Below are 21,800 nucleotides of genomic sequence, written 5' to 3'. Positions count from 1 at the left end.
CATGGAAAGGAATTTATTTTTGAAGTTTTTGGCATTGAGTCGAAAATGCCGGAGGCATTCTGTGGAAAGTAGGATTTTGATTGCATTAATGCGCCATTAATAAGAATTATCTAAATTTTTTTTCGATTCGTTAGTAAAAAAGTAAGAAATGGCATGAAAGGCTAAAAATCCGTTCAATTGAAAAATTGGCAAAGAATATGTTTTTTGGTAGAAAATTTGCCATTTTACGGGTGTGAGCCAAAGTATATTTTGATAAATCTGTAATTTTTTATTGTGATGGTCAAAACAATAATTACTTTTGCAACATAATAATAGCATAACAAACCTAACTTTATAAACTATGATTTATCCTCTCCTCCCTTCTTTGCAACGCCGACAATTTCTGTTCGCACTCTTTCAAAATTAAAACAACTCAATTCTAAGGATGCACTTGCACCTCATCAGTTTATCGTTGAGCTAGTCGGTTTAAAAAACCTGACTATGGCAATCGTATTTTAGATAACCTGTGAATGATGGCTGGTCATAGGTGGGCATACCTCCGCTTCCCGAGAGAGTGAGTAGTAGTTTGTATCGTATCAGTGTTTTGCTGTTTTTTTATTTTTCCAACCTAACTAATTAATAACGTATGAGGAGTTATTTATTGATTTTTTTCTTGTTTTGCTCTGGACTGGTTCTGGCTCAGGACAAGGTAATTACCGGAACGGTAACATCAAGTGACGATGGATCTGTACTTCCGGGTGTGTCGGTTCTTATTAAAGGAACAACAACCGGTACAACATCAGATGCGGACGGTAAGTACCGTCTAACAACTGCTTCAAATGGAGCGACGCTTGTGTTCAGTTTTGTGGGAATGAACTCAAAAGAGGTTGCAGTAGGAAGTCAGTCAGTTGTTGACGTGGCGCTTGTTGCCAACCTTACTGAACTTAGCGAAGTGGTTGTAACAGGTTATGCGGTTCAGAAAAGAACTGAATTTACCGGTTCTGCCTCCACCATTAAAGGTAAAGGTATCGCTGAACGTCCGGTTCAAAGTTTTGGACAAGGCCTTACAGGACAGGCCGCTGGAGTGAACATCACTCAGCCTAATGGACTTTTGAACAACCCACCTGTAATCCGTGTTCGTGGTCTTAGCTCTTTGTCGCTAAGCTCATTCCCATTGGTTGTTGTAGATGGTATTCCTATTACTGCAGACAATATTTCTGCTAACGCGACAACCAATAATCCGCTTGGTGATATCAACCCTGCTGATATCGAATCTATTGATATCCTGAAAGATGCTGCATCGTCTGCGATTTACGGATCAAGAGCTGCTGCGGGTGTGTTACTTATCACAACTAAAAGAGGTAAAAGTGGTAGTGCCAAAGTTACGATTGATAGCTGGGCTGGTGTAAGTAACGCGGTACGTGTTCCTGAGGTTTTGAACGCACAACAATACATGGATCACAAAAATGGTGCTATTGCTAATGCATTGGCTTTAAACCCAAATGCTATTGCGGCAAACCAACGTGATGCACAGAACCGTTCGTTTTTACCAACTTACAATGCAGATGGTTCAATGGTAGATACCAATTGGGGAGATTTTATTTTCAGAACTGCATTTTCTCAAAACCACAATGTTTCTTTAACGGGTGGTACTGACAAAACTTCATACTACTTCTCGGCAGGTTTGTCGGATCAGGATGGATTTTTGAAAGCAAACTCTTTCCAGCGTCGTTCGGCACGTTTGAACATGGATCACAAAGCCACCAAATGGTTGAGATTGACTTTCAATATCAACTACAACAATTCGTTGAACAAAGCTCCTGCGAGTGGATCGAACCCGGATGGTGCATTTGGATCTTCTGGTCTTGGACGTATGGTTATGAATCAGATTCCTAACCTGCCTGCATACAACGAAGACGGTAGCTACAACCTGGAGAACAATACGCTTGGACGTAAGAACAATCTGTTGGCTTCTCAGTTCGCTAATCCTGCGACTCTCATTGATTTGGATAAAAACACGTCTGAAAACAATCGCTTGATTTCTAACCTTGGAGCAGAGATCACTTTGATGCCAGGTTTGATCTTCAAAACTACCTATTCATGGGATAGAAGAAACACTGAAGACATCCGTTTCTGGAACCCATACAATGGTGATGGTTACAGTATGCAGGGTGATGCATACAACAGATATCAGCGTGCAGATAACTGGAACTGGATCAATACGCTACAATACAACAAAACGTTTGGAAAACACAACTTAGGATTGGTTGTGGGTACGGATGCTCAAGAGAGAAGAACTACCAACTGGGGAGCGGAACGTCAGGGACTGGCAGATTATTTCTTTACTGATTTCCAAGGAAACTTCGGTACAAACCTTGCGGCTGGTAATGGCATAACTCAAGTTTCATACGAGGCGTATCTTGGTAGTGTAAGTTATAACTATGCAGGTAAATATTTCATAAGTGGAAACTACCGTCGTGACGGTAACTCTGCTTTGGCATCTGAAAATCAATGGGGTAACTTTGGTGGTGTTTCCGCAGGATGGACAATCTCAGAGGAAGAGTTCTTCAAAGGATCTAAGCTTAGCAATGTGATGTCTTCTTTAAGATTGAAAGCAAGCTGGGGTCGAGTGGGTAATGGTAATGTTAGAAATGCCTATGGATCTTACTCCACTTTCGGATCTTCACTTTATGGGGCTTCTCCAACACTTGCATTTAACCAGGCTGGTAACAAGAATCTTAAATGGGAAACTAGTGAGCAAACAAACATTGGATTGGATGTTAGTTTCCTGAACGACCGTATTACTTTGGAGGCGAACTATTACAACAAGGATATCAACAATTTGATTTTGGACGTTCCTCTTCCTCCTTCCTTAGGTGTTCCAGAAAATAAGATTCTTTCTAACGTAGGTTCCATGTATAACAGAGGATTTGAATTAGGAATTACTGCTGTGCCGATTAACAAAGGTGCTTTCAGCTGGACTACCAACCTGAACTTCTCTTCTAACAAGAACATGGTAACGTCTCTTGTAAATGACGATACCCCGATCCTGACAAATACTTCAGGTCTTGAAGCAACCAACATTACAAAGGTTGGCTATTCTGCGGCTCAGATTTATGGTGTGCAAACAGCAGGTGTGAATTCAGCGAACGGACGCCGTATTTTTAACAGACTTGATGGTACTCAGGTACAATATATGCATCAGGGAGGGGCAAATGCCTGGACTACACTTGCTGGCGGAGCTGCAACTTCTGCTTCTAACCAACAGCAGATATTGGGTAATACATTGCCAACCTGGTATGGTGGATTTAATAACACCTTTAAGTATGGAAACTTTGACCTGGGACTTAACTTCACATTCTCGGGAGGTAACTACATTTACAACGGTAGCCGTGCCGGTTTGCTTGATCAGCGTATATGGAATAACTCTGTTGAGGTTCTTAACGCCTGGAAAACTGAAGGTCAGATTACCAACATACCAAGAGCGGTTTATGGAGATAACATCTCTAACGGTTCTTCGTTCCTTATCAGCGAAAACGTAGAAAAAGGTGACTTCCTAAGACTTCAGACCGCAACATTGGGTTACCGCTTCCCATCTTCGGTGTTTGGAAAAACGGGGATTACAGGTTTGAGATTATATGCTCAGGTTAACAATGCTTTCATATTGACGAAATATTCAGGTGTGGATCCTGAGATTTCGACAAACGGAGATTCTAACCTGGCATCAGGTATCGAGCGTAACTCTATTCCTCAGGCTCGTGCATTCACCTTTGGTCTTAACCTTACTTTCTAATTTAAAAGATAAAAGCTATTATGAATTCATTGATTAAAGATATAAGCAGGACTAAAATTTCTGCGCTGGCGTTGGCTCTGCTTATGAGCGTATCGTCTTGCAACGATAGCTTCCTTGAAGCCGTGCCGGAGACAGATCTTTCGGATGTAAGTGCATTCGACACACCTGCACGTGTATTGTCACAGGTAAATGGTATATATGGTTCCGTTAAAAATGGTAACTTTTTGGGGGGACGTTATTTAGTCTATAACGATATTCGTGCTGAGGAGTTTGTTAACCGTACTACCAATTCGGTAACTGGTTATTCGGTGTATCAGGGAAACCAGGATCCGGCGGATACTTATGTAGCTGCATTTTGGAATCAGGGATACCTTTCAATAAACAGAATTAACTTGTTTTTGGAAGGTTTAACTGCTAATTCCAGCAAGATAGATGCAACGCTAGCAACGCAGTATGCTGGCGAGGTGAAATTTATCCGTGCGCTTACGTACTTTTCACTGGTTCAGATATTTGCAAAACCTTATGCATTGGATAACGGCGCTTCTCCGGGACTCCCATTACGTCTGACCGGAGAGATTTCAGGGGCGAACGCTCAATTGAAAAGGAGCACTGTAGCGCAGGTATACGATCAAATTCTTAAAGATTTGAACGAGGCTGAAGCTGGTTTGCCAGATACTTACGCAACGCCATTGCTACGTACAACAAGAGCGCACAAGAATACGGCGATAGCTCTAAAAACTCGTGTTCTTCTTGCTAAAGGTGATTATGCAGGTGTAATTACAGAGGGAAATAAGATTGTTTCTGCAACTGCTCCTTTCAAATCTCCTAATCGTGTTGCTCACGAATTGCAGGCAGACGTTGTTTCGGTGTTCAGAACGCCTTACACATCAAACGAGTCGATATTGTCATTCCCAATGGCAGATACAAATGCGCCGGGTACACAGAATCAGCTTGGCTATTACTTCAACTTTGGTAACCTTGAGTATGTGTTGAATACCGCTGGTTCAGGTATTTATGCCAATACAAAGTGGTCAGAAACTGATGACCGAAGAGCAAAACTTACAGCTCAGTATACAACACTTGGAAGACATCCTCTTAAGTTTAGTGGTGTATCTCCATTTACTGATTATGTTCCAAGCATCCGTTACGCTGAGATTTTGTTGAACGTTGCTGAAGCAGAAGCTGAAACAGGAAGTCTTGTACGTGCACAGGCTCTTCTTGAAGCCGTTCGTTTGAGATCTGATGCAACATACAAGTTCGGAACTTTGGACAAAGCAGGTCTTATCGAAGCTATCCTTCTTGAAAGAAGAATAGAGTTGCTTGCAGAGGGTTTCCGTACCAATGATATCTTGAGAAGGGGACAACCAATAAACTCTTTCGGAGCTGGTGCGCTTATTCAGCCTACGAGCGATCGTTATTTCTTCGGTATTCCCCTTACCGAGCAACAAACCAATCCAGGTCTTTAATTTTCCTCAATTTGATTTTTGCAAACGGGCTGTCTGTCAAAAGGCAGCCCGTTTGTTTTATTTCACCCCAATTATTTTTTTGATCCATTCTTTATTAACTTATAGTTCAATATTCGCTTGGTGAACAGATTGTTACTATTTAAATACAGATTATTCTCATTCCTATGAATTTTAAAAAACTTCTACCATTTTCATTTCTTGCGCTGTCAGGATTTTATACTTCCGGGCAAACTTTAAACACAAAAATTGATCAGAAGGCGCAGGCTCTGGAATCAAAGATTGTGACCTGGCGCAGGGATTTTCACCAGAACCCGGAACTCGGAAACAGGGAATTTAAAACAGCTGAAAAAATCGCGGCTCATTTGAAACAACTTGGTTTTGAAGTACAAACCGGCGTTGCGCATACTGGCGTTGTGGGTTTGCTTAAAGGAGGAAAGCCGGGTCCTGTTGTAGCGCTTCGTGCAGATATGGATGGCCTGCCTGTAACAGAGCGTGTTGATCTTCCTTTCAAATCCAGTGTAACAACAGAGTATAACGGGCAAAATACCGGCGTAATGCATGCTTGCGGTCACGATACCCACGTTGCCATTCTCATGGGTGTTGCGGAGGTTTTGGCATCTGTGAAAGCGGATCTGAAAGGAACTGTTAAGTTTATCTTCCAGCCTGCGGAGGAAGGGGCTCCTGAAGGAGAAGAAGGTGGAGCCAAATTAATGGTTAAAGAAGGGGTACTTGAAAACCCGAAGGTTGACGCCATTTTTGGTCTGCATATCAACTCCCAAACAGAAGTCAATACCATTGCCTACAAACCGGGAGCGACCATGGCGGCGGTAGATTTTTTCAGTATTGATGTAAAAGGAAAACAAACCCATGGTGCATATCCATGGTCAGGTGTGGATCCTATTGTTACTTCTTCACAGATTGTAACAGGTCTTCAGACCATTGTGAGCAGAAATCTTGACATTACCAAAGCACCGGCTGTGGTAACAATTGGTGCTATTCATGGGGGAATTCGCCAGAATATAATCCCGGAAGAGGTAAAAATGATCGGGACCATCCGCACCTTCGACGAAGAAATGCATACGCACGTTCACAAAAGGGTGAAGGAGATTTCTACCAATATAGCGGAAAGTGCCGGCGCAACAGCCAATGTAAAAATTGATGTATTGTATCCCGTTACATTCAATGATATTCCTTTGACAGAAAAAATGATTGGGACATTGCAAAATGTAGCTGGAAAGGAAAATGTGATACTTACATCGGCAAAAACCGGAGCTGAGGATTTCTCTTACTTTCAACAAAAAGTACCCGGATTTTTCTTCTTTTTAGGGGGAATGCCAAAAGGGAAAAATCCACTGGAAGCAGCGCCACACCACACGCCTGATTTTTACATAGACGAAAGCGGACTGGTATTAGGTGTAAGATCGCTAAGCAGATTGGCGGTTGATTACATGGAGCAAAGTGCAGGAGCTACCAAAGCGAAGAAATAGTTGTTAATTGTTAATGGTTAGTTGTTAATTAATTGTTAATCAGTTAATTGATAATTAACCATTAACAATTAATACTTAACCATTAATAATTATTCCGGTATATTCTTCCTCACCTGATCAAATAGCAGATTTGGTAAGAAGCGTTTTAGATAGATTGCAGCAACTTCTTTAAATCCTCCGATGTAAATTTCTTTCTTGTCTTTTTTTACAGCATTAAGAATCTGGCGGGCGCATTCTTCTGCGGGTATACCATTTGCCTGATTGGAGTCCATTTTTCCAAATTTGCTTCCTGCCTCATTCAGGGCATTGAGAGAAATATTGGTGCGGATGTACCCCGGGCAAATGGTGGTTACCCTGATATTATCTTTATAGCCTTCAGCCCGAAGCGAATCATAGAATCCATGTAATGCATGTTTGGCTGCATTGTATCCTGATCGCATGATGGTCCCTATTTTGCCCGCCACGCTGCTGATCACGATAAAATGGCCGCTTTGCTGCTGGATCATGTAGGGTAGAATTGCCTTTGTGATGGCAACCGTGCTGTAAAAATCAACATCCATTAATTTACGATATACATCCAGATCCGTGTCGACGATGTAAGACCGCTGACTTACGCCCGCGTTGTGCACCATGATATCAATGCTGCCAAAGGTTTTGATGATTTCTTCGGCAGCGGGTTTCGCCTTTTCGAAATCTGTAACATCCATGGGTAGGATGAGGATGGAAGAATCCGGTAAGCCGGTAAGTTTCGCAACCCGTACCAATTCTTCTTCTCTTCTTGCAGTCAATACCAGTTTGGCGCCCTCTTTGGCAAATGCTAAGGTGATCGCTTCACCAATACCGGATGAAGCACCGGTAATCCAGACTACTTTATTATTGAATGTTTTCATAATTGAAATTGCTAAACGATTTCCTCAGTCAGGAAATTAAGAGAGACATTATCGTGGCCGACATCTAAGTTGGCCTTTACACCAACCACCAAAGCCCTATTGTCAGCAACATGGCCGAGAGGGAAGTCGTAACAAACAGGATAGGTATAATCGGATGTATGTTCCTGAATGATCTGATAGGCATCTTTACCAAACGTTGGTGATGAATTATCGCGCATGTCAGAGAATTGACCTACAACAAGTCCGGCAAGGTTATCCAGTTTTCCAGCTCTTTTTAGCTGAATCATCATCCTGTCGAGGTTGTATAAATATTCATTTACATCCTCAATAAAAAGGATCTTTCCGGCTGTATCGGTGTCCGTTCTGGACCCAATTAAATGAGCAAAAATACAAAGATTTCCGCCCACCAGTTCACCTTCACCCTTACCTGGCTTATTAAGTGGGTGGGTTGAAGTACTGTATTGAGGTAATTTTCCGAAAAGTATATCTCTGAGTGAATTGGCTGCCTCTTCCGATCCGGGTTGGGTCATGGATTTAACCATAGGTGCATGTAAGCTGGCTATGCCCAAGTGATAAATACTTGCATGCAAAGCAGTTAAATCACTGAAGCCAACAATCCATTTAGGAGAATTTATAAAACCCGAAAAATCAATTTGATCAACGATCCTCGAGCAACCATAACCGCCTCTTGCAGCGATAATCGCTTTGATGGATGGGTCGTCGAGCATGATCTGAATGTCTGAAAGCCGATCGGTGTCATTGGCAGAAAATTGGTTGAAAGCGCTTTTTATTGTCGTTCCTTCCACAATTTCCAGTCCCCAGTCATCACGCAAAATGGTTATTCCGGGAAGCAGGTCTTCGTATTTAACTACACTGGCCGGAGCCACGATTCCAATTTTATCGCCTGGTTTTAAAAAAGGGGGAATTATAATTTGGGACATAAATTGTGTCAGACTTTTGCAGGTAAGAACAGAGGAAATGGTTTTGAAACACAGGATCTGGGGAACTATATGAAAACGACTTCATCTACCAGATCACTCTTCATTTCCCTGTTAATGAGTTCAATAATTTTGGATTTGGCACGAACCAGTTCATTACGAAGCGGAGCGGACTCTATTTGCAGAAACAGTGTACGATCCTTGATAAAGACCTTTTTCGTTCTGGAAGCGATAGCCGCTCCCATAATTTTATCCCAATGTGCAACTACATACGACTGGTCGAACCGGTTTCTCAAACGGTATTTTTCCAGCATCTGATCAATAGCCTCTTTGAGAGGTGTAATGCCTGGTCTGCGGGACGCCTGTTCTTTATTGAAACGATATTGTTGTGCCATATTTCATTGGGTGCATTGTTACAAATGTAAGCATATCACTCCGAATTAGACGAGGCTCGGTTAAGTAAAGTTCAACTCCGGATTTTAAATTAAACGGGAGGTAATTTGCATTTTCAGGGATCGGGACTTAATATTGCAACATCAAGTCAATTGCTTCACTAATCAGCGATTGATTTATAAAGAAGAGGCGAGAGAATGGGCTCTACGAACCTCTGGCAACCTGCTACCACATAGGAGAAAGGTGCTAATTCCCACCTAAGTTATTTAGGAGATATAAAATCAATTCGTGCAATACTTACTGTTAGAAATTTCCGTAAGCCGGATGGCTTTAATCTCGTATCTGACGCTGAAAACCAGTTTTTCAATAGGTGGATTCCACGTATATCGTTGATTTTTAATTTTCAATGATATGCGTTTAAATCATTTTTGAATTTAAACTTGTGCTTTTGCACTTATGCAAGCGGAACAAAAAATATTCAGGTATCCATATACTTATTCTCTGGAACTGGGACGTGAGTTGCCAGGTTTTGAACTGTCATACACCACCTATGGTACCCGAAATGCAGATGACAACAACATCGTTTGGGTTTGCCACGCGCTTACCGGAAGCTCTAACGTAGCCGAATGGTGGGATGGCTTGGTTGGAGAAGGCAAATACATTGATCCGGCTAAGTACTTTATCATCTGTGTTAATGTCATCGGTTCGGCTTACGGCTCTACCAACCCTTTATCCGTTAATCCGAAAACGCAGCAGCCCTTTTACAGGGACTTTCCTATCATTACTGTAAAAGACGTGGTAGGCAGTTTGGAAATACTGAGACAGGAATTACAGATAAGGAAAATCAATATCTGTATCGGAGGCTCGCTAGGTGGACAGCAGGCGCTGGAATGGGCGGTGGAAGTTCCTGATCTTTTTGAAGAACTGATACTAATTGCTTCCAATGCATTGCACTCACCCTGGGGTGTGGCATTCAATGAATCGCAGCGCATGGCGATTGAAGCGGATCCTACTTATAACGACAACAACGAAGAAGCAGGTAAGATGGGAATGCGTGCCGCAAGGTCTGTGGCGTTGTTGTCTTATCGGAATTATGATACTTATAATTTCACTCAGGCACGTGATAATCCGGATCAGATAGACGATTTCAGAGCTTCTTCCTATCAGCAATATCAGGGAGATAAGTTTATGAAAAGGTTCAATGCCTATTCATACTGGACTTTATCCAAGATGATGGATTCTCATAATGTGGGCAGAAACCGCGGAGGAATTGTTCATGCTTTGGGAATGGTGAAGGCAAAGACGCTTGTTCTTGGTATTAAATCTGATCTCTTATTTCCTTTGACCGAGCAGCAGTTTTTAGCAAGACACATTCCGGACGCAGTGTTTCAGGAAATAGATTCACTTTATGGACATGATGGGTTCCTGATCGAATACAAGCAACTTACTCAGGTGATAAAAGCCTGGCAGCAAACCAATGGCAAGTTGCAAACAGCCACGTTGGGTTGATGTTGGTTTAAAGAATTTATAATGGGTCCTGTATTGTTTAATGCAGGACTTTTTAGTTTTATAGTGTGATAGCTGTTGCGTTGTACCATCAAAACATTAAAAATATGCGGAAAATTGCCGGTAGACTGATCATTGCGGTTGGGATCATTTTGTTTACACTCTATAGCTATTTCAGCAAAACGCAGATTAACCCTGTAACTGGTGAAAAACAGCGTGTGAGCCTCACACCAGAGGAGGAAATTCAGCTTGGGCTCAAATCCGCTCCTCAGATGGCTGCTGAGTTTGGCGGTTTGCATTCGGACAGGCAGGTGCAGGATAAAATCAAAACAATAGGGAAGAATCTTGTTAGTAAAACCGAAGCGGCACGTTCACCATATCAGTTTGATTTCCATGTACTAGCTGATGCCAAAACTGTCAACGCTTTTGCAGTTCCCGGCGGACAAATATTTATCACAATGGGTTTGCTCAATAAATTAAAAACAGATGATGAGATTGCCGGTGTACTTGGTCATGAAATGGGGCACGTTATAGGTCGCCATTCTGCGGAACAAATGGCTAAGGGAGATTTGTTGGAAGGACTTGCCGGAGCGGCTGGTGTTGCTGGCGGAGATTACACAAGTGCGCAAACAGCAAGGTATATTGCCCGCCTGGTCGACCTCAGTTATGGAAGAAGCGATGAACTCGAATCGGATGATTTTGGAGTAAAGTATATGGTGGGAGCAGGTTACAAGCCGGAAGCACTTTTAAGAGTGATGGCTGTACTTGCTGAATCTTCTGGTTCAGGAGCGGAGTTTATGAGTACACATCCAAGTCCTGCGAACCGGGAGGAGAAAATTAAAGGAGCTATTGAGAAGTACAGAAAAATGTAAATTAGTGTCTAAATATTGTTAACTTCGAAGTACAACTAAGGCCAAAGCTATGACAACTTTGCACGTTAACATTCCCGCTGATCTTGAAATGGAATTGTCGAAACTCCAAATAGATGTGGAAACTGTCGTAATAGATGCGCTTCGTCTTTATGTATTGGGCAACGTATTTACCGCAACCGACGAAGATGTAGAAATTGCATCAGTGACAGATATCGCAGATGAAATATTGACTGCTGATGAGCGCAATTATTATTTGAATCTCTAATTCTATGAAACACGGAGAAATCTGGTTGGTAGACTTTGATCCAAGTTTTGGTCATGAGTATCAAAAAGTTCGCCCTGCATTAATAGTCCAGTCTGATGTTTACATTTCTTCTGGAAGTCTGATTACAGTTATTCCTGTTTCTTCTCAAATTCAAAAAATGGTGACATTAGACGTTTTTGTGAGAAAGGATTCTTTAAATCGGCTAATGTCCGATTCTTTGATAAAAACAAGGCAAATAAGCTCATTCGATAGGCGACGTTTCATAAAGAGAATTGGTATTTGCGAGTCGATTGTGATGAATAATTTAGCCCTCAACATTAAACTTTATCTAAACCTTCAATAGTTTAAACAAAACAATGCCGGCTTACTTATCTGTAAACCGGCAGATTAAAATGCTTACTTGGTTATCTTCAACAACAACTCAGGTTCGTTCGTGGTGATGTAATCAACATTTCTATCCAAAAACCACTTCATGGTTTCTTCATCGTTTACTGTCCACACATTGGTCGTAAGTTTGAGATCGCGCATTTCTTTGAGATAGCCTTCATTTTTCTTGAAGACATTGAAATGGTAATCAATACCGCTCAGCCCGGCAGCTTTGATCTCTTCTGGTTTTTTGTCTCCGTTCAGGTATTCAACGTGCGCTTTTGGAGCGAGTTCTTTCACTTTAAGGCATACGTCAAAATCAAAGGCGATGTAGTCTGTGATTTTCTCAACTTTGAGTTTTTTTACCATCTCGACACATTTTGCGGCCAGAGCCAGTGAGCGTTCCTTGCTTACCGAAGACGTTTTGATTTCCAGTATCAGTCGTGTTCCCTTTTGTTTGCCACCAGTTTTCAGATAATTTTCCAGTGTGGGAAGGTTTTCTCCGTTACTGAGTTTGATCTGTGAAAGTTCCTGTGAAGTCGCTTTCTCGATATGCGTGCCTTTAATTGTATGGTCGTGGTTCACATAAATGACAGAATCCGCGGACATATGTACGTCGAATTCACTTCCGTAACAACCAAGTTTAATCGCATGCTCCAGAGCGCCGATCGAGTTTTCAGTAGCGCCCGTATTTTTCCACGCACCTCTGTGGGCAATAACTTTGTTCTTGTTTTGTGACATGGCTTCAAAGGAGGTAAGACCAAGTAATACAACAGAAAAGGTTAAGAGTTTTTTGATCATTGTTATGGTTTTAGGTCAGTGTATCTGAAAGCAAAGGAAATAAACAGAATGGAATTTTTATATTATCTTTTGTTAATCCACACGATCATCAGAATCTGATAATGTTTTGAGGTGTCTTAATACCTTGATCACTACGTATTTGGATGTTGGTGTATTACTTTTATCCGCAACACTGTTTATTGGCACCAGCACGTTTGTTTCCGGAAAATAGGTTGCGCAACAGCCTGCCGGAATAGGATAAACAACCACTACAAACTTTTTGGCAGTGCGCTTCGCACCTCCGTGAAAGTTGTATAAGTCCACAAGATCATTGTTCTCTAATCCCCTGCTTTTTACATCCTTTTCGTTCATGAAAATTACCCTTCGCTCATTGTGAATACCACGATAGCGGTCATTGAGGCCATAAATGGTCGTGTTAAACTGATCATGGCTCCGGATTGTCATCATTACCAGTTCATCTTCCTTCAACTCCTGAGTCTCCACATGGCTAATATTGAAATGTGCTTTTTCTGACATGGTGTCAAAATTTCCATCACGGTTGCAATTTGGTAAGTAAAATCCACCAGGATTGCGAACCCTTTCATTGTAGTTATCGAAACCAGGTATTGTTCGTTCAATGTCAGCTCTGATCACATCATAGTTCACAATGTACCTTGCCCAGTCAATTTTGCTTTTTTTTCCTAATGTCGCTTTCGCCAGGCGCACCACAATTTCAGGTTCGCTCAGCAACTGATCAGACACCGGATCCAGTATTCCCTGAGATGACTGAACTACACCCATCGAATTTTCACAGGATACAAATTGAGCATTTTCTCCACTCATGTCTTTGTCACTTCTTCCCAGGCAGGGTAGTATCAGTGCCTCTTTGCCGTGAATAAGATGGCTGCGGTTCAATTTGGTAGAAACCTGAACAGTGAGACCACACTTCTGCAGTGCCTGGGCTGTAAAGAGCGTATCTGGCGTGGCTGACAAAAAATTACCACCCATTGCAAAAAAAATTTTAGCTTTGCCTTCATGCATCGCTTTAATCGCTTCTACCACATCGTAGCCGTGTTTGACAGGAGGTGAGAAGTTGAAATTCTGATTGATTTTGTTCAGGAATGCTTCTGACGGTTTCTCGTAAATTCCCATTGTCCTGTCACCCTGTACATTGCTGTGGCCTCTTACCGGGCATGTTCCTGCACCTGGCTTGCCAATGCTACCTTTCAGGAGAAGCAGGTTTACGATTTCTTTTATAGTGTCAACCGCGTTTTTGTGTTGGGTCAGTCCCATCGCCCAGCAGGCTATAATTTTTTTCTTTTGGGCTAACACGCTTGCTGTTTTTTCCAGTTGTTGCAGAGAAATCCCACTCACCGCAGCAAGTTGATTTATATCTTTTGATTGTAAATTTTGCTTGTGATTTTCAAAGCCAAGTGTATTGTTTTCTATAAAATGGGAATCCAGTACAGTTCCCGGATTCTCTTTCTCCATTTTTAAAAGCAACATTTCAATAGCCTGCAAAGCGGCCATGTCACCATTGATTCTGACCTGAAGAAAAATATCCGTCAAAGCCGCATTTAATCCCAAAACACCTTGTACGGTCTGAGGATTGTTAAAAGCCATTAATCCTGTTTCCGGCAATGGATTGATCGAAATGATGGTAGCTCCTTTGGCTTTTGCTTTTTGCAGGGCTGTCATCATGCGGGGATGGTTGGTCCCCGGATTCTGCCCCAATATCATAATCACTTCTGCCTCGTTGAAGTCATCGAGTGTTACCGATCCTTTTCCAATCCCCAAAGACTCATTCAGCGCCACACCGCTGCTCTCGTGGCACATATTGCTACAATCGGGCAGGTTATTAGTTCCGAACTCACGGACAAACAGCTGATAAAGAAACGCTGCTTCGTTACTGGTTCTGCCAGATGTATAGAATATCGCTTCGTCCGGAGAAGGAAGGCGATTTAATGCAAAGGCAATTTTATCGAATGCCGAATTCCATGAAATTGGTTTGTAGTGCGTGGCTCCTTCCGGTAGGTACATAGGTTGCGCAATACGCCCTTTTCGTCCAAGTTCGTAGTCTGACAATAAGGCAAGATCGGCAAGTGAATTTTTTGCAAAAAAGTCCGGCGTTAATTTTTTTGCGGTCGCTTCGTCGGCCACAGCGCGGGCACCATTCTCGCAATACTCTGCGATTCCGGAACGCTCGTCGTCCGGATCAGGCCAGGCGCAACTGGGACAATCGAATCCGCCCTTTTTGTTCAAACTCCAAAGAGCCTTCATGCCTCGTTTCATGCCAGCTTCCTCTACGATCATCTTCAGGCTCGAAACCACTGCTGGTATGCCGGCTGCGACTTTGCTTATTTCCGTTTTTCGGAGCCCTGTCAGCGTTTCAGGATTTTCGGCTCCCGGAATCGGATCTGGTTCATCTTTCATAACTAACAGATTTGTTTTGGATTATCGTAGTGGTCCGACTGGTCCTCGGCGGTATTATCAATACATTTAAAATCTTTTTCCAACAAAAGGGACAAGGTTTCGTTCCCCGTGATTGGCATCTTGGCATCGAAACCGATGACACTATTTTCGGGCCAATTTATAAGCAATTTCTCTGGTACCAACATGGTAATGCATCCATTCCCGAAAGTTGCCATAAGCTCGCCGGTGGTTCCATAGCGTTTTACGGCGTACTTGAAAGATGTATCGCCAAAAGACGTTGTTTCTTCTATATATCCTTCTGAGCAAAGTTTCTCTACCTCTGTTTTTGAAAGTCTGAACCTAACGGAGTTTCTCTGGATGCGTATTTTCATATCTCGCTGATGCGGCCTGAGCCGGTGTAAATGTTGAATTTTTCTTTTCCCAAAAAGCCTATGAGTGTAATATTACATTCTTCTGCAAGCTGCGCTGCGAGGCTGGATGGCGCACCAATGGCCGCAACAATCCGAATGCCGGCCATGTGGGCTTTTTGTATCAGTTCAAAGCTTGCTCTTCCGCTCAAAAGCAATATCGAATTGTATAACGGAAGTACTCCGGTTTTAAATGCCGCACCGATCAGTTTGTCAAGTGCGTTGTGCCTCCCGACATCTTCGCGCAACATCAGAAAATTTCCGCTGGTGTCAAACAGGGATGATGCGTGCAAACCTCCGGTACTTTCAAAAATATCCTGCTGGTCTCTCAGTTTTTCTGAAATTGAAAAAAGGGTTTCTTTTGAAACAGAAAGAAAATCCGCTGTTTCTGAAAAGATAGAGGTGGTTTTGATTGCATCAATACTGGCTTTGCCGCATACACCGCAACTTGAAGTGGTGTAAAAATTTCGTTCAGATGTCTGCAATTGCGGCACCTCCGAATCTCTGAGTTCCACAATCACTTTATTGGTATCCAATAAGTCAGACAAAACATTTTTAACCTGATCAAAGTCCTTTAATATTCCTTCCGTAAACAGAAATCCTAGTGCGAGCTCTTCGTCGTTGCCAGGGGTACGCATGGTTACAGATATATTTTTCCTGATCCGTTTTCCACTTTCCGTAAAGCTGATACTTATTTCCAGAGGCTCCTCCACGGCAAGAAAATCCGCCTCATTGCTAAAAGCATCCTGGGTTACTTTTTTTATGATTCGGGTTTCGATTGATGGACTTTGTGTCATGTTAGCGGTTTGTTTTCTGATTTGCCAAGATGGCTTTGGCGGAGATAAAAGCTTCTGGTGTGTCTACACTGGTCATTACTTCTTTGTTATCGGGCCGATGTTTTCGCGCGGAATTCTCTTTTAGAAAATGCTGTAAAGATTTACCTCCGTTTTCATAAAACGTTTTTAACAGCCGACCGGTATTTTTGGAATACCAGGCAAGAAGCGGCTCGTACTTATTGTTGTGGTTATAAAAGGCAGCAGCAAGAGAATCTTCCTGAATACTTTCGAGAAAAACCAACAGATCACTATGCTGCATGAATGGATAGTCACAGCCTATAACCAGAAAATCAACATTTGAAAAGGTAGCGAAAGCGGTGAGTAAAGATGCTATGGGACCACTGTTTTGATATTCAGGGAGGTCGGTAAGAACGCTGTAATCTTTTGAAATTAAGGCTGTCTGTTTATCATTGCAAGAGATTAAAGCTTTGAAACATAATGGATTTGGATCCTCCAAAAGCAAATCAGCGAGGTGATAACATTGTGGTTTTTCGTGGTAGACAAGAAATCCTTTGTCGGAACCCATTCTGGTACTTTGTCCGCCGCAAACAACCAATCCATAAAGATCATCCCGTATTTTCATCTAGCTGAATTCATTTACTTCCGTAAAGTTAACGACCTATCTAGGGTTTGGTTTGATTCAGGATAAATTAGTTTGCACGAATTTTTGTAATTTGAACACACGACAACCACATTTTTTTGGTTTAATTCTTGTTGATTTTAGTTAAAAATGCCTGCGGGCTTTGTGAATATGGAAAAGGGTGATGTCACAATTCTGAAAAAGAAACCTATTTATCCGGTTAGTTCAGAACTCAGAAAATATTTGAGATTTTATCAGCGTGATGCCAGACTTCCGGTCGGTTATCATGATCTGCTGCACTTTCATGAGTCATTTCCGGTGATGGATAAGTTTGGGAAGGATACACTTTGGGAAAGTCCGATGTATCCGCCGCACGAAATTGAAAGGCTGCATTCAGGATTGAAAAAGGCGTATGCCATGTTGAAAGCCTCTGGTAATCTGCGTATTGTGGAACATAAATATATTGACAGGATCGACTATTGCAAATTTGGAAATTCAAATCCGTTCCGCATTAAAATCGTGAACAGGCTCAATGATATTTACGATTATTTCTATGTAAAAAAAGCAGATGCTTCACGCATTTACGGACTGGAACTGGAAGAAATTTTTTCCCCAAATCAGGTCAATTATCTGGTGGATGGTGAGACCCTCATTGAGGAGCACATTGCGGGTATTCCGGGCGATGTATTTGCGCAAACCAGACTTGGGCATACCGATTATAATCCCATTCGGATCGCTAAAGAGTTCGTGAAGTTTAATGAAAGGTGCATGATCACTTTGCTGGGCGACATGCGTGCTTATAATTTCGTGATGCAGATCACCCCGGATTTTGACGATTTTCAGTTCCGACTGCGTGCAATAGACTTTGATCAGCAATTTTATGAGGGAAATTTGAAGGTGTATATGCCACAGTTTTTTAAGGAGAACAGGGCATATGTGGAGCTTGCAATGGAATACCTTACTGACAAAACCGTATTGCAATACCAGCAGGAAGAACAATCGTCGATCATGTATCAGGCAAGAAGCGAAAGATATCGGTTAAAGGAACTGAGAGATGTTTCCAAAAAAGACAATATTTCAACATCTGAAAATATACATTTGTTAAGTTCGGGTCTGGCCAAACATTATAAAGACCTGCATTACAACAGTTGTGAGAGTATGACAGATATTATTGAGCTCAATATCAAAAACGTGATCAGACAGGTAAATGCGTAGTTGGCATGCACGTCTGGACGTAATGTCCTGCAATATCTCTACCTTTGCGGAACTTAACGGCTGAAACAGACCGTTAACATTTTTTCAAATTAACCAAATCGGAAGGCATTCAACCTTCGCTGATTCTCGCAATGAGCAAACACGGAAGAATTTTAGTCGCCATGAGTGGCGGTATCGACAGCTCTCTGGCAGCTGTTATGTTACATGAACAAGGTTACGAGGTCATTGGTATGACGATGAAAACCTGGGACTACGCAAGCAGCGGAGGAACCAAAAAAGAAACAGGTTGTTGCTCGCTCGACTCCATCAATGACGCAAGAAGTATAGCCGTCGAACTCGGTTTTCCTCATTATATATTGGACATACGCGCCGAATTCGGAGATTATGTGATCGATCACTTCACAGGCGAATATCTGGAAGGTCGCACACCAAATCCATGTGTATTGTGTAATACGCACATCAAATGGGATGCGCTTTTGAAACGTGCTGATCGACTGGATTGCGAGTTTATTGCAACCGGACATTATGCCAATATGCAATTTAATAACGGCAGGCATTACGTTTCAAAAGGAATTGACAGCTGGAAAGATCAGAGTTATGTGCTTTGGGGAGTATCGCAGGAAAGCCTTTCCAGAACAAAATTGCCTTTGGGCTATTTGCATAAAACCGAAATTCGGGAAATGGCAAGAGAACGTGGTTTTATTGATCTGGTAAATAAAGCTGAGAGTTACGAAATCTGTTTTGTTCCCGATAATGACTACCGTGGTTTTTTAAAACGCCGTATTCCTGGTTTGGAAGCGGAAGTGGCAGGTGGAAACTTTGTTTATGAAGACGGTACGGTAGTGGGAAAACACGAAGGTTATCCGTTTTACACAGTTGGTCAGCGTAAAGGACTAGGAATTGCACTTGGCAGGCCTGTTTTTGTTACCGAGGTTCGAAAAGAAAGCAATGAAGTAGTTCTGGGCGATCTGCCGGATTTGTTCCGTGACGGAATGGTTGTCGGTAAGCTCAACTGGCAGAAATACGATGGGATCACCGAGCCACTGGAAACTGTTACCAAAGTGCGCTACAAACACGACGGGACGCCCGCGTTATTGATTCCTGACGAACCTGGAAAAATTAAAGCTCATTTCCATGATGGTGTCAATGGCATCGCACCAGGTCAGGCAGCGGTTTTCTATGAAGGAGATGATGTAGTTGGCGGAGGCTGGATTATGAAGAATTTCAGGCAGTAGTGAAGTTAAGAATTAAGAAGTTACAGTAGTAAGGAGTTGGGCGGAATCGAAGGAAGTTATAGAAGCCAGAGGGGTAGAGAAGTCAATCAAAATTGAAGGGAGTTAGAGAAGTTATTTTGCATTACCAGTTAAACCTGGAAACCAAAATCAACAACTTTTCTAACTCCCTTTTTTAACTTCTAAAACCAGATAACTTCCGTTTTTCTAGCTTCTATAAATTCTCAACTCCTGTTTTCTAACTCCTTAACTTCTTTTTCCTAAGTTCTCCTATCATACCGCCCGTTGCCTCACAGCCTCATACAATACAATAGAGCTAGCCACGGATACATTAAGTGATTCAACCTGGCCGTTAAGCGGGATTTTTGCACCGCTGTCGGCAAGCTGTATGAACTCTTTTGAAATACCATCTTCTTCCGAACCCATGATGATCACAGTCGGAATAGAAAAGTCAATTTCATAAAGTGATTTTTCCGTTTTTTCAGTACAAGCGATAATTTGTAAACCACTGTTACGGAGATATAGCAACGTTTCGTACAAGTTAGGTTCGCGGCAAACCGGCAGGAAATTGAGTGCACCAGATGAGGTCTTCATTGCGTCGGCATTAATCTGAGCTCCACCTTTCATCGGTACAATCAGGGCCTGCACACCAGCACATTCGGCTGTACGAGCAATGGCACCAAAGTTTCTTACGTCCGTTACCCTGTCAAGAAGCAGGAACAGAGGTGTTTTTCCGTCCTCGTATACCTGCGACAGTACATTATGAAGAGGCATATACTGGATCGGAGATACAAAAGCAATCACCCCCTGGTGATTCTTTCTTGTAACACGATTCAGCTTTTCAACGGGTACGCGCTGAAATGGAACACCAAGTTCCTTTGCCAGTTTTTCGATTTCAGCAAGGCCGAACTCTCTTTGAATAAATAATCGTTCGATCTCTTTTCCTGAACGAAGGGTTTCAAGTACAGACTGTGTACCAAAAACCATATCGGCCTGGGACTGTCTTGGGGCGGGTTTTCTTACCGTATAGTTCCGTTTCTCCATGCTTCTACTACTGGATACCAAATCGGCTGATATTCGGCGTACCGAACCAGTTCGTAATGATCATCCACAAATTGATTGTTTCTTCTGTTAAATGTAAAATTGACGTTCTGCGCATTTCCGCGCTGTTCGTAGGTCCAAACCTCACGGTCTTTGCTACGTTGTACTTTATCCGGAGATCCAAGAACAATGTAAATCATTCCCTTATCTGTTTTCCAGCCTTCTTTATAAGTTGTAAACAATTGATTTGCTTCTTCTACCCGGCTGTAAAATGATTTGATTGACTGCTGCGCCAGGGCTTCATTGCCATTCATCAGATTCAGCCAGTACTTATCAAGTGCTTTCTTATAATCCTGTGCTTTTTTTATTTCGTTAATCTCTGTATTCGTGCTCATATACAGCAACGGCCCAAGTAATGCTTCGGGGTGGGTCATTTTCGGAAAGCGCTCATTTACTACAAGTAAGCCCATTCCTTCCGACTGCGTTGTATCAGAAAACACGTTATAAAGGCCTTCCTTTTCAAAGCGTAAAGTTTCGTTGCTGTTAATTGTAAACGAGCTATCCACTTCCAGTGATCTTGGTGCGGTTTTTGGCGCAGTATTCATGGGTGATCCCGCTGCGTCAAAACTGTGTTTATAGTAAAAAACATGAAGCTGGTCAGATCCTCCGGTCACCCGTTTGATCGTGAACGGATCGTTGGAATTAATATAGTGACGTTGCAGCGGTTCAGAGCTTGCTGATGTATAAACTCCGTAAAGTTCGTTGGTATTCTGTTTTTTAAATCTGATAGTCAGGTCGTTAAGGACTTTTTTCAACGTTCCGGTCTGACTGATTTCACTCAGTAATACTCCGTAATCTTTGTTGGGACTCTTAACATCAAAACTAATCACAATTTTATTTCCGGCTTTGCTTACGTTACTTTCGTTAAGCTTCACATTTCCATAACCCAAGCGATCACGGGCACCATAGTCCGAATAAATTACATAATTGACATTGTATATTTTGATGAAATCATCAACTGAAATACTGTTTTTTCCACGATAAGCGTCTACATATAGGTATACTTTGACCTGAGTGGTATCTTTCAATAAATATTTGCTCTGAATAGAAACCAGTGCCAGTTCCTCTTTAACGGCCGTAGGAGTTTGATTAGGTGCATATACCTGAGCTTCCGGCAAAGGTTTTGCTACTTTGCCCGAAGATGCACAGCCCGCCACTATAAGTGCCGCAAATAAAGAAAGATATACTCCTAATGTAGTTTTCATATACATGTTTTCATCATTTTGTCAAATAACGAACGAACGGGCAAAATTACCCAATA

19 protein-coding genes and 1 riboswitch are annotated in these 21,800 nt (G+C 42.1%); of the genes, 9 read left to right on the top strand and 10 right to left on the bottom strand.

What is annotated here, in order from left to right; genetic code table 11:
- Positions 1 to 625: 625 nt before the first annotated feature.
- From LZG71_RS06430 to LZG71_RS06420, 3 genes are all read left to right on the top strand, one after another.
- On the top strand, positions 626 to 3,772 hold the full coding sequence (locus LZG71_RS06430) for a TonB-dependent receptor (RefSeq protein ID WP_233818168.1): 3,147 nt from the start codon (positions 626 to 628) through the stop codon (positions 3,770 to 3,772).
- Between the two features lie 20 nt (positions 3,773 to 3,792).
- On the top strand, positions 3,793 to 5,238 hold the full coding sequence (locus LZG71_RS06425) for a RagB/SusD family nutrient uptake outer membrane protein (protein ID WP_233818166.1): 1,446 nt from the start codon (positions 3,793 to 3,795) through the stop codon (positions 5,236 to 5,238).
- Positions 5,239 to 5,402: 164 nt separating this feature from the next.
- Positions 5,403 to 6,725 carry an amidohydrolase gene (locus LZG71_RS06420; RefSeq protein ID WP_233818164.1) on the top strand — a complete coding sequence of 441 codons (1,323 nt, stop codon included), beginning with the start codon at positions 5,403 to 5,405 and terminating at the stop codon, positions 6,723 to 6,725.
- An 89-nt stretch (positions 6,726 to 6,814) separates the two neighbouring features.
- On the opposite strand, the gene LZG71_RS06415 is transcribed toward LZG71_RS06420, so the two are convergent.
- The 3 genes from LZG71_RS06415 to LZG71_RS06405 form a co-directional block, all read right to left on the bottom strand.
- A complete protein-coding gene (locus LZG71_RS06415; RefSeq protein ID WP_233818162.1) occupies positions 6,815 to 7,615 on the bottom strand; it encodes an SDR family oxidoreductase in 801 nt (266 codons plus the stop codon).
- 11 nt (positions 7,616 to 7,626) lie between these two features.
- Positions 7,627 to 8,556: an LD-carboxypeptidase gene (locus LZG71_RS06410; protein WP_233818160.1), complete on the bottom strand. Its 930-nt coding sequence runs from the start codon at positions 8,554 to 8,556 to the stop codon at positions 7,627 to 7,629.
- A 65-nt stretch (positions 8,557 to 8,621) separates the two neighbouring features.
- Entirely contained in the window at positions 8,622 to 8,948 is a 327-nt protein-coding gene (locus LZG71_RS06405) for a DUF721 domain-containing protein (RefSeq protein ID WP_233818157.1), read from the bottom strand.
- Positions 8,949 to 9,119: 171 nt separating this feature from the next.
- A riboswitch (SAM riboswitch) is annotated at positions 9,120 to 9,228 on the top strand.
- A 174-nt stretch (positions 9,229 to 9,402) separates the two neighbouring features.
- Here LZG71_RS06405 and metX point away from each other — a divergent pair.
- From metX to LZG71_RS06385, 4 genes are all read left to right on the top strand, one after another.
- Positions 9,403 to 10,455 (top strand): homoserine O-acetyltransferase, encoded by a 1,053-nt coding sequence (gene metX / locus LZG71_RS06400; protein ID WP_233818155.1) that lies wholly within the window; start codon positions 9,403 to 9,405, stop codon positions 10,453 to 10,455.
- Positions 10,456 to 10,559: 104 nt separating this feature from the next.
- The gene (locus LZG71_RS06395) at positions 10,560 to 11,324 is read left to right on the top strand and encodes a M48 family metalloprotease (RefSeq protein ID WP_233818153.1); all 765 of its coding nucleotides are present in this window, start codon (positions 10,560 to 10,562) and stop codon (positions 11,322 to 11,324) included.
- A 49-nt stretch (positions 11,325 to 11,373) separates the two neighbouring features.
- On the top strand, positions 11,374 to 11,589 hold the full coding sequence (locus LZG71_RS06390) for a hypothetical protein (protein WP_233818151.1): 216 nt from the start codon (positions 11,374 to 11,376) through the stop codon (positions 11,587 to 11,589).
- A 4-nt stretch (positions 11,590 to 11,593) separates the two neighbouring features.
- A complete protein-coding gene (locus LZG71_RS06385) occupies positions 11,594 to 11,932 on the top strand; it encodes a type II toxin-antitoxin system PemK/MazF family toxin (RefSeq protein WP_233818150.1) in 339 nt (112 codons plus the stop codon).
- 53 nt (positions 11,933 to 11,985) lie between these two features.
- On the opposite strand, the gene LZG71_RS06380 is transcribed toward LZG71_RS06385, so the two are convergent.
- The 5 genes from LZG71_RS06380 to LZG71_RS06360 form a co-directional block, all read right to left on the bottom strand.
- Complete coding sequence (locus LZG71_RS06380) at positions 11,986 to 12,756, bottom strand: glycerophosphodiester phosphodiesterase family protein (RefSeq protein ID WP_233818148.1); 771 nt, start codon at positions 12,754 to 12,756, stop codon at positions 11,986 to 11,988.
- A 72-nt stretch (positions 12,757 to 12,828) separates the two neighbouring features.
- Positions 12,829 to 15,168, bottom strand: coding sequence for an FdhF/YdeP family oxidoreductase (locus tag LZG71_RS06375; RefSeq protein WP_233818146.1), 2,340 nt, complete (start codon positions 15,166 to 15,168; stop codon positions 12,829 to 12,831).
- Between the two features lie 2 nt (positions 15,169 to 15,170).
- Positions 15,171 to 15,539 (bottom strand): DUF7009 family protein, encoded by a 369-nt coding sequence (locus tag LZG71_RS06370; protein WP_233818144.1) that lies wholly within the window; start codon positions 15,537 to 15,539, stop codon positions 15,171 to 15,173.
- Complete coding sequence (gene fdhD, locus LZG71_RS06365; protein ID WP_233818142.1) at positions 15,536 to 16,372, bottom strand: formate dehydrogenase accessory sulfurtransferase FdhD; 837 nt, start codon at positions 16,370 to 16,372, stop codon at positions 15,536 to 15,538. Before fdhD ends, LZG71_RS06370 begins: the two co-directional genes overlap by 4 nt.
- A gap of 1 nt (position 16,373) precedes the next feature.
- Entirely contained in the window at positions 16,374 to 16,994 is a 621-nt protein-coding gene (locus LZG71_RS06360) for a molybdenum cofactor guanylyltransferase (RefSeq protein ID WP_233818141.1), read from the bottom strand.
- A gap of 168 nt (positions 16,995 to 17,162) precedes the next feature.
- Between LZG71_RS06360 and LZG71_RS06355 the strand changes: the two genes are divergently transcribed.
- Both LZG71_RS06355 and mnmA read left to right on the top strand, forming a co-directional pair.
- Entirely contained in the window at positions 17,163 to 18,206 is a 1,044-nt protein-coding gene (locus tag LZG71_RS06355) for a hypothetical protein (protein WP_233818358.1), read from the top strand.
- Positions 18,207 to 18,337: 131 nt separating this feature from the next.
- Complete coding sequence (gene mnmA / locus LZG71_RS06350) at positions 18,338 to 19,441, top strand: tRNA 2-thiouridine(34) synthase MnmA (RefSeq protein WP_233818139.1); 1,104 nt, start codon at positions 18,338 to 18,340, stop codon at positions 19,439 to 19,441.
- A gap of 270 nt (positions 19,442 to 19,711) precedes the next feature.
- Here mnmA and rlmB read toward each other — a convergent pair whose 3' ends face one another.
- Both rlmB and LZG71_RS06340 read right to left on the bottom strand, forming a co-directional pair.
- Entirely contained in the window at positions 19,712 to 20,482 is a 771-nt protein-coding gene (rlmB, locus tag LZG71_RS06345) for a 23S rRNA (guanosine(2251)-2'-O)-methyltransferase RlmB (RefSeq protein ID WP_233818138.1), read from the bottom strand.
- On the bottom strand, positions 20,458 to 21,744 hold the full coding sequence (locus LZG71_RS06340) for a GWxTD domain-containing protein (protein ID WP_233818136.1): 1,287 nt from the start codon (positions 21,742 to 21,744) through the stop codon (positions 20,458 to 20,460). The genes rlmB and LZG71_RS06340 overlap by 25 nt, the downstream gene beginning before the upstream one ends.
- Positions 21,745 to 21,800: the final 56 nt, after the last annotated feature.

The organism is Dyadobacter sp. CY312 (genome assembly GCF_021390535.1).
GTDB lineage: Bacteria > Bacteroidota > Bacteroidia > Cytophagales > Spirosomataceae > Dyadobacter.
This window is presented reverse-complemented; position numbering and strand designations above follow the sequence as displayed.

What these genes read in the sequence shown, in the direction of transcription:
- LZG71_RS06430 (WP_233818168.1), top strand. Translation starts at nt 626, where the DNA reads ATGAGGAGTTATTTATTGATTTTTTTCTTGTTTTGCTCTGGACTGGTT.
- LZG71_RS06425 (WP_233818166.1), top strand. Translation starts at nt 3,793, where the DNA reads ATGAATTCATTGATTAAAGATATAAGCAGGACTAAAATTTCTGCGCTG.
- LZG71_RS06420 (WP_233818164.1), top strand. Translation starts at nt 5,403, where the DNA reads ATGAATTTTAAAAAACTTCTACCATTTTCATTTCTTGCGCTGTCAGGA.
- LZG71_RS06415 (WP_233818162.1), bottom strand. Translation starts at nt 7,615, where the DNA reads ATGAAAACATTCAATAATAAAGTAGTCTGGATTACCGGTGCTTCATCC.
- LZG71_RS06410 (WP_233818160.1), bottom strand. Translation starts at nt 8,556, where the DNA reads ATGTCCCAAATTATAATTCCCCCTTTTTTAAAACCAGGCGATAAAATT.
- LZG71_RS06405 (WP_233818157.1), bottom strand. Translation starts at nt 8,948, where the DNA reads ATGGCACAACAATATCGTTTCAATAAAGAACAGGCGTCCCGCAGACCA.
- metX (WP_233818155.1), top strand. Translation starts at nt 9,403, where the DNA reads ATGCAAGCGGAACAAAAAATATTCAGGTATCCATATACTTATTCTCTG.
- LZG71_RS06395 (WP_233818153.1), top strand. Translation starts at nt 10,560, where the DNA reads ATGCGGAAAATTGCCGGTAGACTGATCATTGCGGTTGGGATCATTTTG.
- LZG71_RS06390 (WP_233818151.1), top strand. Translation starts at nt 11,374, where the DNA reads ATGACAACTTTGCACGTTAACATTCCCGCTGATCTTGAAATGGAATTG.
- LZG71_RS06385 (WP_233818150.1), top strand. Translation starts at nt 11,594, where the DNA reads ATGAAACACGGAGAAATCTGGTTGGTAGACTTTGATCCAAGTTTTGGT.
- LZG71_RS06380 (WP_233818148.1), bottom strand. Translation starts at nt 12,756, where the DNA reads ATGATCAAAAAACTCTTAACCTTTTCTGTTGTATTACTTGGTCTTACC.
- LZG71_RS06375 (WP_233818146.1), bottom strand. Translation starts at nt 15,168, where the DNA reads ATGAAAGATGAACCAGATCCGATTCCGGGAGCCGAAAATCCTGAAACG.
- LZG71_RS06370 (WP_233818144.1), bottom strand. Translation starts at nt 15,539, where the DNA reads ATGAAAATACGCATCCAGAGAAACTCCGTTAGGTTCAGACTTTCAAAA.
- fdhD (WP_233818142.1), bottom strand. Translation starts at nt 16,372, where the DNA reads ATGACACAAAGTCCATCAATCGAAACCCGAATCATAAAAAAAGTAACC.
- LZG71_RS06360 (WP_233818141.1), bottom strand. Translation starts at nt 16,994, where the DNA reads ATGAAAATACGGGATGATCTTTATGGATTGGTTGTTTGCGGCGGACAA.
- LZG71_RS06355 (WP_233818358.1), top strand. Translation starts at nt 17,163, where the DNA reads ATGGAAAAGGGTGATGTCACAATTCTGAAAAAGAAACCTATTTATCCG.
- mnmA (WP_233818139.1), top strand. Translation starts at nt 18,338, where the DNA reads ATGAGCAAACACGGAAGAATTTTAGTCGCCATGAGTGGCGGTATCGAC.
- rlmB (WP_233818138.1), bottom strand. Translation starts at nt 20,482, where the DNA reads ATGGAGAAACGGAACTATACGGTAAGAAAACCCGCCCCAAGACAGTCC.
- LZG71_RS06340 (WP_233818136.1), bottom strand. Translation starts at nt 21,744, where the DNA reads ATGAAAACTACATTAGGAGTATATCTTTCTTTATTTGCGGCACTTATA.